The organism is Serratia sp. FS14, assembly GCF_000695995.1.
In the GTDB taxonomy this organism is placed as follows: Bacteria; Pseudomonadota; Gammaproteobacteria; order Enterobacterales; family Enterobacteriaceae; genus Serratia; species Serratia nematodiphila.
Window position 1 is genome coordinate 4,106,024 of sequence record NZ_CP005927.1, and the last position, 15,375, is coordinate 4,121,398.

Genomic DNA, 15,375 nt, shown 5'->3' on the forward strand with positions numbered 1-15,375 from the left:
GATTAAAGCGTATTTTTTACTAAATATTTTACTAATATACCTGCCGTTTACCGCCCGCGACCGGGCGGACTTTATCTCTTCTCCCAAGGAGCCGGGAGCGACCTTGCGTGAGCCGCCGTTCGACTGACGCGCCGATCCATCCAACACCAGGCACATGCCCCATGACATCAATAAATCATCACGCCCTGTTGCCCTTGTTACTGATACTCAGCGCGCCGGTCTGGGCGGCGCAGGAACCCGTTACCCCGGCGGAGCGCAATCAGCTGCCGCCGCCGCCGTTGCCCGAAACCGCCGCGACCGCCCTGCGCTTTTACGGCGAGCTCGGCATCGGCGGCAGCGTCTATTTGAACGGCGAACATCAACATAAATACAGCGACGGCACCTACATCGAAGGCGGCCTCGAGATCAAACAGGGCCATTGGTTCGGCCTGATTTACGGCGAGGGCTGGACCGTGCAGGCCGACAGCCAGGGCCACGCCTGGACGCCCGGACACGGCTGGGGCGGCTTCGAGGGGGGCCTGAACCGTTTCTACGGCGGTTACCGCACCGATGACGGCACCGAGATGATGCTCAGCGTACGCAACGACTCATCGCTCGACGATCTGCAATGGTGGGGCGACTTCACGCCGGAGTACGGCTACGTGATCCCCAATACCCGCGATCTCAGCTACGCCGCCAAGCTGCAAAACCTGACCGGGCGCTTTCGCTACAGCGTGACGGCGGCGCCGGAAAGCCGCATCGACGAGAGCAAGGCGCTGCTGCACTTCGGCAAATACGACCGCTACTCCGACAAATACACCTACCGGGCGATGATCAACGGCTACACCCAGTACGATCTGCAAGACGGTCTGACGCTGCTGAACGGCCTGGAGGTGACCGACGGCCTGGGGCAGCTGTTTCTGCTGGGGCTGCGAGGCAAACACCTGGCCGGCCGCGTTTGGCACCACACCGGCAAAGGCGACAGCGGCGGCCATCCCGGCAGCGAATCGGGCCTGATGCTCAGCGCGATGACGGAAACCGCCAAAGGGCTGTACCTCTCCACCGCCTACAGCTACGCCCGCCACCGGTTTGATAACGCGGCGGATACCGCCACCTCCTACGCCCAGTTCGGCATCTGGTACGAATATGCCGGCGGTAAGCTGGCCACCGCGCTGGACAGCAAATTCTTTATGCGCAACGACAGCACCGGCGCCAGCAACTCGGTGTTTCTGATGCAATATTTCTATTGGTAACCGTTGAGGCCCCTACGATGAACATGACTCCCCTGACGCCGCTGGCCACCGCCCTCACCCTCGCGCTGACGCTGGCGGGCTGCGCGCCGAAAACGCCCACTGCCCCACTGGCCGAACGCTACCCAAACGTTATCGATCGCCACGGCGCGCCGCATTTTATGCTCGATTATGACTTCGACGATCATCAACGCTTCAACCCGTTCTTCGATCTCGGCGCCTGGCACGGCCACCTGTTGCCGAGCGGCCCGGAAGGCATGGGCGGCTTCCCCGGCCCGGCACTGCTGACCGAAGAATACATCAACTTTATGGCCAACAATTTCGATCGGCTCAGCGTGTATCGCAACGGCAAGCCGGTGTCTTTCACCATGACGGCCTACAGCCTGCCCGGCGCCCTGGTGCAACGGCTCAGCGCGCCGGGGGTTACCGTCAACCTGACGCTGCGCTTCGCCAGTGCGCGCACCTCGCTGCTGGAGACGCAAATTATCACCGATGCGCCGCTGGAGCTGGTGTGGGATGGCGAATTGCTGGAGCGCTACGCGGCCAAAGAGCAAAAACCGCAGCCGCCGGCGACCCTCGAACAGGCCTTTCCGGACTACACGCGCCGCATTGTGCCGACGGCGGACGGCCTGCGCGTCGCCTTCGGCAAGGTGCGTGCGCCGTCGCAGCTGATGACCTCCGGCCAGTCCGAGTATCAGATCCATAAATCGCTGCCGCAGCGCACCACGGTCGACGGCCACCGCTTCCGCGCCACGGCGCGCATCGCCGGCACCACCACGCTGTACACCACCTATTCGCACCTGCTCACCGCCGACGAGGCGCAGCGCGAACAGCGCGCTATCGCCGACATCCTCGCTCACCCGCAGCGCTATATGGCCGCATCGGCCCAGCGTTGGGAACGCTATCTCGCCGCCGGGCTCCGCAACCCGCACGCCACGGCGGAACAAACGCGTGTGGCGGTCAAAGCGATAGAAACGCTGAACGGCAACTGGCGCGGCGCCGCCGGGGCGATGAAGTTCGACTCGGTCACCCCGTCGGTCACCGGGCGCTGGTTCTCCGGCAACCAGACCTGGCCGTGGGACACCTGGAAACAGGCCTACGCCATGGCGCACTTCAACCCGGACGTGGCCAAGGACAACATTCGCGCGGTGTTCGCCTACCAGATCCGGCCGGGCGACGCTTTGCGGCCGTGGGACGCCGGTTTCCTGCCCGACCTTATCGCCTACAACCCCAGCCCGGAGCGCGGCGGCGACGGCGGCAACTGGAACGAACGCAACACCAAGCCGAGCCTGGCGGCCTGGGCGGTGATGGAGGTCTATCGCGTCACCGGCGATAAGGGCTGGCTGGCTGAGATGTATCCGAAGCTGGTGGCTTACCATGACTGGTGGCTGCGTAACCGCGATCACAACGGCAACGGCGTGCCGGAGTACGGCGCCACCCGCGACAAAGCGCACAATACGCCCGACGGGCGCATGCTGTTTACCGTCAAACGCGGGCAACGCGAGCAAACGCTGGCCGGCCTCGACAACTACGATCGCATCGTGCGCGAGGGGCATTACGACAGCATCGCGATCCCGGCGCAAACCGCCGCCTCCTGGGAGTCGGGCCGTGACGATGCGGCGGTATTCGGCTTTATCGATCCGGATCAATTGGCGCGCTACGTGGCGCAGGGCGGCAAACGCGAAGACTGGCAGGTGAAATTCGCCGAAAACCGCGCGCCGGACGGCACGCTGCTCGGCTACTCGCTGCTGCAGGAGTCGGTGGATCAGGCCAGCTATATGTACAGCGATAACCGCTACCTGGCGGAGATGGCCGATATTCTGGGCCATGGCGCCGAGGCCGAGTCCTTCCGCGCCAAAGCCGATAAGCTGGCGGCCTACATCAACACCTGCATGTTCGACAAGCAGAGCGGTTTCTTCTACGACATCCGCATCGAAAGCCGGCCGTTGGCCAACGGCTGCGCCGGCAAACCGATCGTCGAACGCGGCAAAGGGCCGGAAGGCTGGTCGCCGCTGTTCAACGGCGCCGCCAGCCAGACGCACGCCGATGCGGTGGTCAGGGTGATGAAGGATCCGCGCGAGTTCAATACCTACGTGCCGCTCGGCACCGCGGCGCTGACCAACCCGGCGTTCGGCGCGGACATCTACTGGCGCGGCCGCGTGTGGGTCGATCAGTTGTATTTCGGCCTCAAGGGCATGGAACGCTACGGCTATCGCGACGACGCGGTAGCGATGGCGCAGGCCTTCTTCCGCCACGCCGACGGCCTGGTCGCCGACGGGCCGATCCGCGAGAACTACAACCCGCTCACCGGCAAACAGCAAGGCGCGCCGAACTTCTCCTGGAGCGCGGCGCATCTGTACATGTTGTATAACGACTTCTTCACGCAATAAGCCGCGGCGGCCACCGCCATCGTTGCCCGGCGGTGGCCCGCGTTTATGATCGGATCGGGATCACCAGCACGTCGATATTCAGCTGGTTGATGGCGTTGCGGGTAGAAGAAAACAGGTTGCTCCACAGATCGTGGTGATGGCCGAACACCAGAAGATCGATGTTCTTGTCCACGACCGCCGTGCGCAGTTCGTCAACGAAGCCGCCGCGCCCGATAATCACTTCCGCGATCGGGTAATTGACGTTTTGCGTGGTGGGTTCCAGCTCTTTGCGGATCTTCTCTTCGAACGGCACGCCGTCATAACTGCGCTCCGAAAAGCCGATCGCCGCGTGGTAGGTGTCGTAGTGGACGTCCACATAGATCAGCGAGAGTTTGGCCTGCAGCGCCTCCGCCAGCAACGCCCCCTTTTCGACCAGCCGTTTGCCGTCATCGCTCAGATCGGTGGCGATGACAATATGGTGGTAACACATAGCGCCTCCTGTCATGGACTCGGTTGAGCCGAGGCTCCGATATCACGCCGGGGTCATATCGTTATGATTAATTTTAGTTCAGAAATGGCGCTCGTGGCGGGAGGTGATGCGGTGGGAAAGCCCCGTCGCCGGGGCTGAAGGCAGAAATTATTTCTCGCGCTGCGCCTCAAACCAGACGTTGCACAGCGACAGGATCAGCGTGTTGGCGTCTTTCACCAGCACGTTATCGCCGGGCACCCCATCGGTGCCCTGATCGGTGATGCCTTTGATGACGGTATCCGCGTGCTGAATGGCCACGCGCTCGACCGACGGCGTGCTGATGCCCAGCATCGGGAAATCGATGTAGGAGCTGCTGCCGGCGTTGTCCTCGACGAACTCCTGCGCTTCTACGGTGCTGACGGTGGCCCCTTCGCTTTTCAGCGCCGTGCCGTTCCAGCTGAAGGCGTCCGCTTTATAACTGATTTTGCCGCCGATCAGGCTCTGCGCCTGCTGCTGATCCCAGCAGCCGGTGGTTTGGGTCGGCACGATCTTGCTGACGCGCCAGTTGCCCATCAGCTGTTTGGGGATCGGCCCGGTATCGCTTTCCGCCGCCCGAACCTGAGTCGCCGAGACGCAGGCCAACACCACCAGCGGCAGCAGCGCCTTGCTCCAAGTGTTCAATCGCATTGTCTTTTCCTTCGTTTCAGTACCCAGTCTGCCCTCGCGGGCCATCGGCTATCATAATAAGCCCGCCGATTCGCCGTCAAAACAATCCGCACCGCGCGGAGCGGCGGCCGCTCATAGCTAATCGCTATGAGTCATAGTGAATCAGTATTTTGTTTTAGCCCAGCGATTACCTACAGTCACTGCCACTATTCTGCCCGCCAAAATTAGCAGGCAATGTTGACAAGGACCCTGGGAAAATGACATTTACGCTGAAAAACCTCACCCTGGCGCTGGCCGCCGCCGGCACGCTGCTGCTGACCGCCTGCGGCCCAACCGCACAGGACGATCACCACATCAAGGTCGGCATCAGCGCCGGCATCGATCAGTCGCTGTGGGCGGTGGTGCAAAAGGTCGCCAAGCAGAAATACGATCTGGACGTGGAGGTGGTGACCTTCAACGACTACGTGCTGCCGAACGAAGCGCTGAACAACGGCGATCTGGACGTCAACGCCTTCCAGCACAAACCGTATCTGGACAAGCAGATGCAGGAGCGCGGCTACAAGCTGGCGGCGGTGGGCAACACCTTCGTCTACCCGATCGCCGGCTATTCGAAGAAGATAACCGCACTCAGCCAGCTGCCGGACGGCGCGCAGGTGGCGGTGCCGAACGATCCCACCAACCTGGGCCGCTCGCTGTTGCTGTTGCAAAAACAGGGGCTGATTACCCTGAAAGACGGCGTCGGCCTGCTGCCGACCGCGCTGGACATCGTCAGCAACCCGAAAAAGCTGAAGATCGTCGAGATTGAAGCACCGCAGCTGCCGCGCGCGCTGGACGACCAACAGGTGACGCTGGCGATCATCAACACCAACTATTCCAGCCAGATCGGCCTGTCGCCGGCCAAGGACGGGCTGTTTGTCGAAGACAAAAACTCGCCTTACGTCAACATTTTCGCCAGCCGCATCGACAACAAAGACAGCGAGAAAGTGAAGGAACTGGTCAAGGCCTATCAGACCGACGAAGTGGCGGCCAGCGCCGCCGAAATTTACAAAGGCGACGCCGTCAAAGGCTGGTAACCCTCTCCCGTATGCCCGTGGCGCCAGGCCACGGGTTTTGCATTTCCCCTCCGCCGCCCCGTTCACTTTTCACCCACCCAGATCACAAATCAAACACTGCGCTTTAGGTGAATAAAGCTGCCATGTTGTATACAAGTTTGCGTAAATGTTTTCTATTTGTTTCAAAAAACCGCTGGGGAAAATAATGAAAAATAGAAAAATCAAAACGTTGCTTGTTACCTGCGCCGTGGTCGGCGCCGCGTTGCTGGCCATCGCCGGTAAAGCGGAAAACGCCGACAAAACCTTCCTCTCCGTCGCCACCGCCTCCACCGGCGGCACCTACTACCCGATGGGCGTCGGGCTGGCCAACGTCTGGAGCAACCGGCTGAAGCATCAGGGGATCCAGGTGACCGGTCAGTCCTCCGCCGGTTCGATCGAGAATATCGACCTGCTGCAAAAAGACGAGGCGCAGTTGGCGATTCTACAGAGCCTGATCGCCGTTGAAGCCTATCAGGGCGTGCGCAACTTCAACGGCCGCGCCGACCGCGAGCTGCGATCCATCTCCATGCTGTGGCCCAACGTCGAACACTTCGTGATGCTGGAAAGCCGGGTGAAAGACGGCACGCTGAACGATATCGCCGGCACGCGCTTTTCCGTCGGGCCGCAGGCCAGCGGCACCGAGCAGTCGACGATGATCATCCTGCAGGGCGTCAAGCTGAGCAAAAAATCGCTGTCGGCGGAATACCTCGGCTACGGCGATACGGTGTCCGCGATGCGCGACGGGCGCCTGGACGGCGGCGCCCTGCCCGCCGGGGTGCCGGCGGCCGCCGTCACCGACATGTACGCCAGCGGCGTGCCGGCGCGCATCCTGGAAGTCACCGACGAGCAGCTGGCCAGCATCAACGCCATCGCCAACTCCTGGTTTCGGTTCGACATCAAAGCGGATACCTACCCGCGCCAGCCCAAGGCGGTCACCACCATCGCGCAGCCCAACATTCTGGTGGCCCTCAGCCGGCTCGACGAAAAGCTGGTATACGACCTGACCAAAACGATGTTCGAGAACCTACCGGAAGTGCACCAGGTGCACAGCTCGGCCAAATACATCTCGCTGGAAAACGCGCTGAAAGGCGTTTCGGTGCCGCTGCACCTCGGCGCCTATCGCTACTACCGCGAAGCCGGCGTCGAGATACCCGATTATCTGATCCCGCCGGAAGCCACCGCGCTGGCCGCCAACCCATAATCCAGGAGGACGTATGAGCACTCACTCTTCTTCACCGCAGCCCGCCGTCGATCTGGACAAGGAAGCCGGTGCCGGCAGCCGGCCGCTGAGCGGCGTCTATCTGCAGTTGGCGACCGTCCTGGCGATCGCCATTTCCGCCTACGCCATCTACGCCAACGCGCTGTCCAACACTCAAGAGTTCTATCGCAACACCACCTTCCTGAGCGGCATTCTGATCCTGGGCTTTATCCTGTTCCCGTTTTCAGCTCGCCACGCCACCCGCAGCTTCAACCGTTGGGACTATCTGTTCATCATCCTGACGCTGGTCAGCTACGGCTATTTCTACGTTAACTATGTCGATCTGCACGTGGTGCGCAAGAGCATTCCCAACACCACCGATTACGTCATGGCGGCGATCGGCATCGGCGTCCTGTTCGAAGCCGCGCGCCGCACCACCGGCTATTTCATTCCCGGCCTGGCGACTTTCGCCATCGTTTATGCGCTGTTCGGCCAGTATTTCGTGGGCATTTTCGGCCACGGCGGCTTCTCGGTGGAGCGCCTGCTGTACCGGCTGTTTATGACCAGCGAAGGGATTTTCGGCATCACCCTGTCCACCGCCTCCACCGCCATCGTGGTGTTTATTCTGTTCGGCGCCTTTCTCAGCGTCAGCGGCGCGACCGCGCTGTTCAACGATCTGGCGCTGGCCGCCGCCGGACGCCGCCGCGGCGGCCCGGCCCAGGTGGCGGTGATCTCGTCGGCGCTCACCGGCTCGTTGAGCGGCAGCGCGGTGGCCAACGTCGCCACCACCGGCACCTTCACCATTCCGCTGATGAAAAGCATCGGCCTGTCGCCTCGCTTCGCCGGCGCCGTTGAGGCCACCGCCTCCACCGGCGGCATGATCATGCCCCCCCATCATGGGCGCGGCGGCATTTATCATGGCCGGCTTCCTCGGCATCTCATACACCACCATCGTCATCGCCGCCATCGTGCCGGCGCTGCTCTATTACGCCGCGCTGATCATGGCCATCGATCTGGAAGCCAAGAAACAGGGCCTGAAGGGCATCAGCAAAGAGAACATTCCCCAGGTGCGCGCGGTGTTGAAGGCGCGCGGGCTGTTGCTGCTGCCGCTCGTCATCGTCATCGGCACGCTGCTGCTGGGCAAAACGCCGATCTACGCCGGCTTTCTCGGCATCATTTCGATCATCATCGCCAGCTGGCTCACCCCCGACAGCTCGGTACGCATGACGCCGAAAAAAATCGCACTGGCCCTGAACGACGCGGCGCGCGGCTCGATTCAGGTCACCATCGCCTGCGCCGCCATCGGCGTGATCATCTGCGTGGTGACCATGACCGGCATCGGCTCGACGCTGGCGTTCAACATCGTCGCTATGACCGACAACACCCTGTGGATGATCCTGCTGGTGGTGATGCTGGTGTGCATCGTGCTCAGCATGGGGCTGCCCTCCACCGCGCTCTACATCGTGGTGGCAGTCACCGTGTCGCCGATCCTGATCAAGGCCGGCGTGCTGCCGCTGGCGGCGCACTTCTTCGTCTTCTGGTTCGGCGCACTGTCCAACATCACGCCGCCGGTGGCGCTGGCCAGCTACACCGCCGCCAGCATCGCCCGCGCCGATCCGATGCAAACCTCGTGGGATGCGGTGCGCCTGGCGCTGCCGGGCTTTATCATTCCGTTCATTCTGGTCTACAACCCGATGCTGCTGATGCAGGGCGACGATCTCAATCCGCTATCGGTGCTGCATATGGTGATCAGCGCGCTGGTGGGGATCTACGCGCTGTCGATCGCCAGCGCCAATTTCTGGCTGATGAAAACCCATTGGCTGGAGCGGGTGCTGTTTACCACAGCGGCGATTTTGCTGATCAAACCGGGCCTGATGACCGATCTGGGCGGCGCGGCCCTGATCGCCGCCGCCGCCGCCATGCACCTGCTGCGCTATAAGCAGCGCGCCGCACTGCCAGGGGGCGCGTCATGATCCGCAAAGTGACGCGCCAGAAAGCCTCTCATCAAGTGCTGGCGCAGCTGAAAGCCGGCATCAACGACGGCACCTTTCCGGTCGGCGAGAAGCTGCCGTCGGAAAATGTGTTGGCGGACGCGTTCGGCGTCAGCCGGGTGCCGGTGCGCGAGGCGCTCGGCGTGCTGGAGGTCAGCGGCATCATCTCCTCACGCCAGGGCGGCGGCCATCGGGTGGAACAGCATTCGCTGCTGAGCAAATACGAGCCGCTGGTGATGGAAATCGCCGACCGCCGTGAGGTGGAGGCGCTGTTGGAAATGCGCGAAGTCATGGAGCAACAGGCGGCGCGCATGGCCGCCGAGCGCCGCACCGAACAGGAATTGCAGGCGATCGAACAGGCGCACCTCACCTTTCGTCACTGCACGCTGAACGACGGCCAGATCGGCTATCGGCAGGACTACCTGTTTCACCGCGCCATCATGCTGGCGTCACATAACCCGTTTTTCGTGCAAATCCTCGATAACATGCACGAGCTGTACCTGGGGGTGCTGGTGTACTCGCTCAGCAAAAATCGGGGGCGGCAGGCCGAGCGCCAGCGGGTGATCGACGAGCATGAACGGGTGTTTATCGCCATTCGCGACGGCGATGCGGCGGCGGCCACCGCCGCCATGCAAAATCATTTGAACAACGTGCGCGGCAAATTACGCCGCCTGGAAAACGAGGAGCAAAAGCCGTGATGTACGACGCGATCGTGATCGGCGCCGGCCTGGTAGGGCTTGGCGTGGTGAATGCGCTGCAGGAAGCGGATCCGCAGCGGCGCATTCTGGTGTTGGAAAAAGAGCGCGGCCCGGCGGCGCACCAAAGCGGCCACAACAGCAACGTGGTGCACTCCGGCATTTACTACGCGCCCGGCAGCCTGAAAGCGCAGTTGGCAAAACAGGGCAACCGCAGCATGTTCGCCTTTTGCCGCGAACACGACCTGTATCACGACCAGTGCGGCAAGGTGATCGTCGCCACCCAGCTGAACGAGCTGGAGCGGCTGGAGAATATCTATCAGCGCGGCCTGCAGAACGGCCTGCAGGTCACCCGGCTGTCGCAGGCGCAGCTGCGGGAGCGTGAACCGCACGTTAACGGCCTCGAGGCATTGCTGGTGCCCGACGCCGGTATCGTCAACTACGCGGAGGTGGCCGCCAAGCTGGCGGAGATCATTGTGCGGCACGGTGGCGAAATCGCTTACGGCCATCAGGTCGAGGCCATTCGTGAGCACGCCGCCGGCGTCACCATCACCGCCGCCGGCGACACCTTCGAAGGACGGGTGCTGGTCAACTGCGCGGGGTTGTTCAGCGATCGCATCGCCAAACTGGCCGGTTACGAAACCGGCATGAAGATCGTACCGTTCCGTGGCGAATACTATGTGCTGGACGAGGCGAAAAACCACCTGGTCAACCATCTTATCTACCCGGTGCCCAACCCGGACTTCCCGTTCCTCGGCGTGCATTTCACCCGCATGTACAACGGCAAGCGCGACGTCGGCCCCAATGCGGTGCTGGCCTTCAAACGCGAAGGCTACCGCAAGTGCGACTTCAGCCTGCGCGATCTGAGCGAGGTGCTCGGCTATCGCGGCTTTTGGAAAATCGCCGGCAACTACCTCGGCGAAGGGCTGGCGGAAATGCGCCGTTCGCTGTCGCGCCGCCGTTTCGCCGACAACGCCCGCCGGCTGATCCCGGCGCTGCAAGAGCAGGATATCCGGCCTGGGCCGGCCGGGGTGCGCGCCCAGGCGTTGACCGCCGACGGCAAGCTGGTGGACGATTTCCACTTCGTACAGGGAAAACGCTCGCTGCACGTGTGCAATGCCCCCTCCCCGGCGGCGACCGCCTCGCTGGAGATCGGCCGCGAGATCGTACGCCGCCACCTGTCCACTTTCTGACGCCCGCTGAAGCCGCGGGCGCCCGTGGCCTCAGCCGCGCTGGATGGACACGCCGCCGTCCACCAGCATCGCGGTGCCGGTGACAAATGAGGAAGCGTCAGACGCCAAATACAGCGCCGCCTGCGCGATCTCCTCCGGCATCGCCAGCCGCTTCAGCGCGTGCAGATCGGCCACCTGCGCCAAGGCTTCCGGGGTATTGCTCATCTGCCGCCCCATCGCCGTATCGGTGCCTCCCGGCAGCAGCGCGTTCACCCGAATGCCGCGCCCGCCAAACTCCACCGCCAGCGCCTGCGTCAGGCCGATCAGCCCCGATTTGCCGGCCGCATAGGCCGCCGTACCGGGAAACGCCGCGGTGTGGCCGACGAACGTGGAGGTGAAGATCACCGAGCCCGCGCCGCGCGCCAGCATGGCGGGAATTTGATGCCTGGCGCCGTAATAGGCGCTGGACAGGTTAGTTTCCAGCACCTCGCGCCATTCTGACGCGCTGAGCGCCAGCGACGGCCCCAGCGGCCCCAACGTGCCGGCGTTGTTGAAGGCGATATCCAGGCCGCCGAATTCGTCGACCGCCGTCGCCGTCAGCCGTTCGGCGAAGGCTTCATCGCGCACGTCACCCACTACCGCCAATGCCCGGCCGCCCTCGCGCCGAATGTCCTCCACCAGCTCGGCCAACAGCGGCGCGCGCCGGGCGCCCAACACCAGCGCCGCCCCCTGCCGGGCGAACAGCAGCGCCGCCGCTTTGCCGATCCCTGAACTGGCGCCGCCGATCACCGCCACCTTGCCGTTTAATGCGTTCATCGCTCATCCTCACGTTGTTTAAAGATCCTCAGTGTGAGGCAAGGTTCGACGCCGCGCTGGCCGCAAGCGGACATGCAATTGGCGCAATAAAAAAGGCGCTGCAAGCAGCGCCCCGGCAACGCGGATCCGACGGCGAACTCACGGTTTGGCCGCGTATTTCTCCTGATTGGCCGGCGTCACCAGCTCGAATGGGATCCAGTAATACGGTTCAAGCTTTTCGCCGTTGATCATGCGCTGCGCCACCTCGACCGAGGCCTTGCCCTGGCCGATCGCGTCCTGGAACACCGTGACCTGCATCTTGCCGGAGGCCAGCGCCTTGAGGCCGTCCGGCGTGGCGTCGATGCCGCCGATCAGCACTTTCTTGTCCGCCTTGCCCGCCTGCTGCAGCGCCATGATCGCGCCGATCGCCATCTCGTCGTTGTTGGCGGCGACGATGTCTATCGCTTCGCCGTTGGTCAGCCAGTTCATCATCAAATCCATGCCTTCACTGCGTGAATAGTTGGCACTCTGCTTCTGCACCACCTTCATGTTCGGGTATTTGGCCACCACCTGCTCCACGTCTTTGGTGCGCTGCAGCGCGCCGGCGTCGGTCAGGTTGCCGATCATCACCGCCACGTTGCCCTGATAGTTGGCCAGCCGCGCCAACTCTTCCATTTGCAACGTGCCGGACTCCCGCTCGTCGGAGCCGACGAACACCACGCCCTGAGGCAGTTTGGCGTCGCCCGGCGTGCGGTTCACGTACACCAGCGGCACGCCGGCGGCCTGCACCATTTTGGTCATTACCGGCGTGCTGGCCGAGTTGACCGGATCGACGATAATCGCGTCCACCCCGGCGCTGATAAAGCTTTGCACCTGGTCGGTCTGGCGGCCGACGTCGCCGCGCGCGTCCTCGAACTGCACGGTAATGCCGCGCGCCTTGGCCTCCTTGTCGATCGCCTGGCGGATAATGGTGAGGAAGTTCTGGTCGAAATAGGCCATCGATACGCCGATGGTTTGCGCCCATGCCGGGGTGGACGCACACAGCGCCACCGCCAGCCACAGCCCTTTCAGGTAATTCATGATGTGCCCCCCGGTAAAAAAACACCGCCGGCCAACCCTGGCGCCGGCGGCAATTCACGGCAATCAGTGTTTCTTGCGGTTGCGACGCATGTCGATCGACACGGCAGCGACGATAATCACGCCTTTGATGATGTCCTGGATGTAAGAATCGACGCCGATAAAGGTGAAGCCGCTTTTGATAAGGCCGAGGATCACCGCGCCGATCAGCGTGCCGGTGATGCGCCCGACGCCGCCCATCAGGCTGCTGCCGCCGATCACCGCCGCGGCGATGGCGTCCAGCTCGTACGACATCCCCATGCTCGACTGGCCGCTGCTGACGCGCGCCGCCAGCACCACGCCCGCCAGTCCCGCCAACCCGCCGGCGATGGTGTAAACCGTCACCAGATATTTGTTGACGTTGATGCCGGAGACCCGCGCCGAGGTCATGTTGCCGCCGATGGCGTAGATGTATTTGCCGTAGCGGGTGTGTTTGAGCGCGATATGGAAGATCACCGCAATCACCAGGAAGATGATCACCGGCATCGCGCCCTGGCCGATTGACGTGAAGCCGTCCGACAGGAAGCTGACCGGGTTACCCTTGGTGTAGTACTGCGCCAGACCGCGCGCCGATACCATCATCCCCAGCGTGGCGATGAACGGCGGAATGCCGGTGCGGGTGATCAGGAAGCCGTTGATAAAGCCGCAGACAATGCCCACCCCAATCCCCGCGCCGATCGGGATCGCCGCCGGCAGATCGAGCAGCCCCGGGTACATCGGCGAAATGCTGTCCGAGGTCTGCGCCAGGCTGGCCGCCACCACCGCAGTCAGCGCAATCAGCGAACCGGAGGAGAGATCGATGCCGGTGGTGATGATCACCTGGGTGACGCCCACTGCGATGATGCCGATGATCGCCACCTGCAGCACGATCAGCAGCAGGCGGTTCGGGTTCAGCAGGAACGACTGATCGCGCATGTACCAGCCGAGGATTTCGAAGACCAGCGCGATGCCGAGCATCACGATGAAGATGCCGGTATCCTTCGGCATTTTGCCGCTCAGCCCGGAGAACAGCGTTCCCTTGCTCGTTGAATCGGCGGAGAGCGGCTTCTCAATCTTTACGTTACTCATGATGTTCACCCTTCGTTATTCTGAGGCCAGCGCCAGGATCTTTTCCTGGTCCGCGTCGTCTTTGTCCAAAATGCCGGTGATGCGGCCGCCGTGCATCACCATCACCCGGTCGCTCATGCCGAGGATCTCCGGCAGCTCGGAGGAGACCAGAATGATGGCGACGCCGCGGTTGGCCAGCTCGCTGATCAGGCGGTAGATTTCCGCTTTGGCTCCCACGTCGATGCCGCGCGTCGGTTCGTCGAGGATCAGGATTTTCGGCTGCGCCAGCAGCCAGCGCGCAATCAGCACCTTCTGTTGGTTGCCGCCGCTGAGGTTATTGATGATCTGATCCATGGTCGGCGTTTTGATGTTGAGCTTTTTGATCTGATCCATGCAGTCTTTGGCCATCTGCACGTGGCTGACGAAACCGTTCTTGCCGATGTATTCCGACAGGTTGACGATGCTCATGTTCTCGACCACCGACAGCACCAAAAACAGGCCGGATTTTTTGCGGTCTTCGGTGAGGAAGGCCAACCCGCTCTCGATCGCCTTCGCCGGGGAATCGACCTTCACCGCCTGGCCCTCGATAAAGATCTCGCCGCCGTCCGCCGGGTGCATGCCGAACAGGCTTTCCATCACTTCGCTGCGCCCGGCGCCCACCAGCCCGGCGACGCCGAGGATCTCGCCGCGTTTGACGCTGAACGACACGTCGTGGAACCAGCCGCTGCGGCGCAGCCCCGCCACCCGCAGCACTTCCTCGCCGATATTGTTGTTGAATTTGGGGAACATCTGCGTCAGTTCACGCCCCACCATCATGGTGATCAGCGACTGTTTGGTCAGATTTTCGGTTTTGTCGCAGGCGATGAAGGTGCCGTCGCGGAAAATGCTCACTTCGTCGGTGATGGCGAAGATCTCGTCCATCTTGTGGCTGATATAGATGATGCCTTTGCCCTGCTCGCGCAGCTCGCGGATGATGGCGAACAGGTGCACCACTTCACCTTCGGTCAGCGCCGAGGTCGGTTCGTCCATGATCAATACGTCGGCGTTGTAGGACACCGCCTTGGCGATCTCCACCATCTGCTGGTTGGCGATGCTCAGTTCACCCACCAGCGTGTCCGGCTGCAGTTTGATGTTCAGCCGCGCCAGCAGCTCGCGGGTGTTCTCGTTCAACTGCTCGTGGTTGACGAACCCCAACCGCGCCGGCTCGCGCCCCAGCCAGATGTTTTCCGCTACCGTCATATAAGGCACCAGGTTCAGCTCCTGGTGGATCATGGAAATGCCCGAATGCAGCGCCTGCAGCGTGTCGCTGAAGGTGACCGGCCGGCCTTTGATTTTTATCGAGCCTTCATCCGGGTGGTAGATGCCGATCAGGCATTTCATCAGCGTCGATTTGCCTGCGCCGTTTTCCCCCATCAGCGCGTGCACGCTGCCGGGTTTGATTTTAATCGAGACCTTATCCAGCGCTTTGACGCCGGGGAACTGCTTGCTGATGCCTTCGGCCTCAAGAACATAAGGGTACATACCGCTTACCTCCGCA

At 62.5% G+C, this 15,375-nt stretch carries 12 protein-coding genes and 1 pseudogene; 7 read left to right on the top strand and 6 right to left on the bottom strand.

Features of this window, described 5'->3' with window-relative positions; all coding sequences use genetic code 11:
• Window positions 1-161 precede the first annotated feature (161 nt).
• Both ygjJ and ygjK read left to right on the top strand, forming a co-directional pair.
• Window positions 162-1,232: a protein YgjJ gene (gene ygjJ / locus L085_RS18700; protein ID WP_015377550.1), complete on the top strand. Its 1,071-nt coding sequence runs from the start codon at window positions 162-164 to the stop codon at window positions 1,230-1,232.
• Window positions 1,233-1,249: 17 nt separating this feature from the next.
• A complete protein-coding gene (ygjK, locus tag L085_RS18705; protein ID WP_081835535.1) occupies window positions 1,250-3,619 on the top strand; it encodes an alpha-glucosidase in 2,370 nt (789 codons plus the stop codon).
• 43 nt (window positions 3,620-3,662) lie between these two features.
• On the opposite strand, the gene L085_RS18710 is transcribed toward ygjK, so the two are convergent.
• Together L085_RS18710 and L085_RS18715 are read right to left on the bottom strand one after the other, a co-directional pair.
• Window positions 3,663-4,088 carry a universal stress protein gene (locus L085_RS18710; protein WP_015377548.1) on the bottom strand — a complete coding sequence of 142 codons (426 nt, stop codon included), beginning with the start codon at window positions 4,086-4,088 and terminating at the stop codon, window positions 3,663-3,665.
• A 147-nt stretch (window positions 4,089-4,235) separates the two neighbouring features.
• Window positions 4,236-4,754: a hypothetical protein gene (locus L085_RS18715; RefSeq protein ID WP_044031447.1), complete on the bottom strand. Its 519-nt coding sequence runs from the start codon at window positions 4,752-4,754 to the stop codon at window positions 4,236-4,238.
• Window positions 4,755-4,990: 236 nt separating this feature from the next.
• Here L085_RS18715 and metQ point away from each other — a divergent pair, with 236 nt between their 5' ends.
• The 5 genes and pseudogenes from metQ to lhgO all read left to right on the top strand — a co-directional run bounded on the left by metQ (window position 4,991) and on the right by lhgO (window position 10,901).
• Window positions 4,991-5,806: a methionine ABC transporter substrate-binding lipoprotein MetQ gene (metQ, locus tag L085_RS18720; protein WP_044031448.1), complete on the top strand. Its 816-nt coding sequence runs from the start codon at window positions 4,991-4,993 to the stop codon at window positions 5,804-5,806.
• A gap of 184 nt (window positions 5,807-5,990) precedes the next feature.
• Window positions 5,991-7,025, top strand: a complete 1,035-nt coding sequence (locus L085_RS18725) for a TAXI family TRAP transporter solute-binding subunit (protein WP_044031449.1) — start codon at window positions 5,991-5,993, stop codon at window positions 7,023-7,025.
• Window positions 7,026-7,038: 13 nt separating this feature from the next.
• Window positions 7,039-8,995: pseudogene (locus L085_RS25950) on the top strand (TRAP transporter permease).
• Entirely contained in the window at window positions 8,992-9,711 is a 720-nt protein-coding gene (locus tag L085_RS18735; protein ID WP_044031450.1) for a FadR/GntR family transcriptional regulator, read from the top strand. Before L085_RS25950 ends, L085_RS18735 begins: the two are co-directional and overlap by 4 nt.
• Complete coding sequence (gene lhgO / locus L085_RS18740) at window positions 9,711-10,901, top strand: L-2-hydroxyglutarate oxidase (protein WP_044031451.1); 1,191 nt, start codon at window positions 9,711-9,713, stop codon at window positions 10,899-10,901. Before L085_RS18735 ends, lhgO begins: the two co-directional genes overlap by 1 nt.
• A gap of 30 nt (window positions 10,902-10,931) precedes the next feature.
• Here lhgO and L085_RS18745 read toward each other — a convergent pair whose 3' ends face one another.
• The 4 genes from L085_RS18745 to L085_RS18760 form a co-directional block, all read right to left on the bottom strand.
• Window positions 10,932-11,696 (bottom strand): SDR family oxidoreductase, encoded by a 765-nt coding sequence (locus L085_RS18745; RefSeq protein WP_044031452.1) that lies wholly within the window; start codon window positions 11,694-11,696, stop codon window positions 10,932-10,934.
• Between the two features lie 138 nt (window positions 11,697-11,834).
• The gene (locus L085_RS18750; RefSeq protein ID WP_004940980.1) at window positions 11,835-12,755 is read right to left on the bottom strand and encodes a sugar ABC transporter substrate-binding protein; all 921 of its coding nucleotides are present in this window, start codon (window positions 12,753-12,755) and stop codon (window positions 11,835-11,837) included.
• A 63-nt stretch (window positions 12,756-12,818) separates the two neighbouring features.
• The gene (locus L085_RS18755; protein ID WP_004940978.1) at window positions 12,819-13,859 is read right to left on the bottom strand and encodes an ABC transporter permease; all 1,041 of its coding nucleotides are present in this window, start codon (window positions 13,857-13,859) and stop codon (window positions 12,819-12,821) included.
• Between the two features lie 15 nt (window positions 13,860-13,874).
• On the bottom strand, window positions 13,875-15,359 hold the full coding sequence (locus L085_RS18760) for a sugar ABC transporter ATP-binding protein (protein WP_004940975.1): 1,485 nt from the start codon (window positions 15,357-15,359) through the stop codon (window positions 13,875-13,877).
• Window positions 15,360-15,375: the final 16 nt, after the last annotated feature.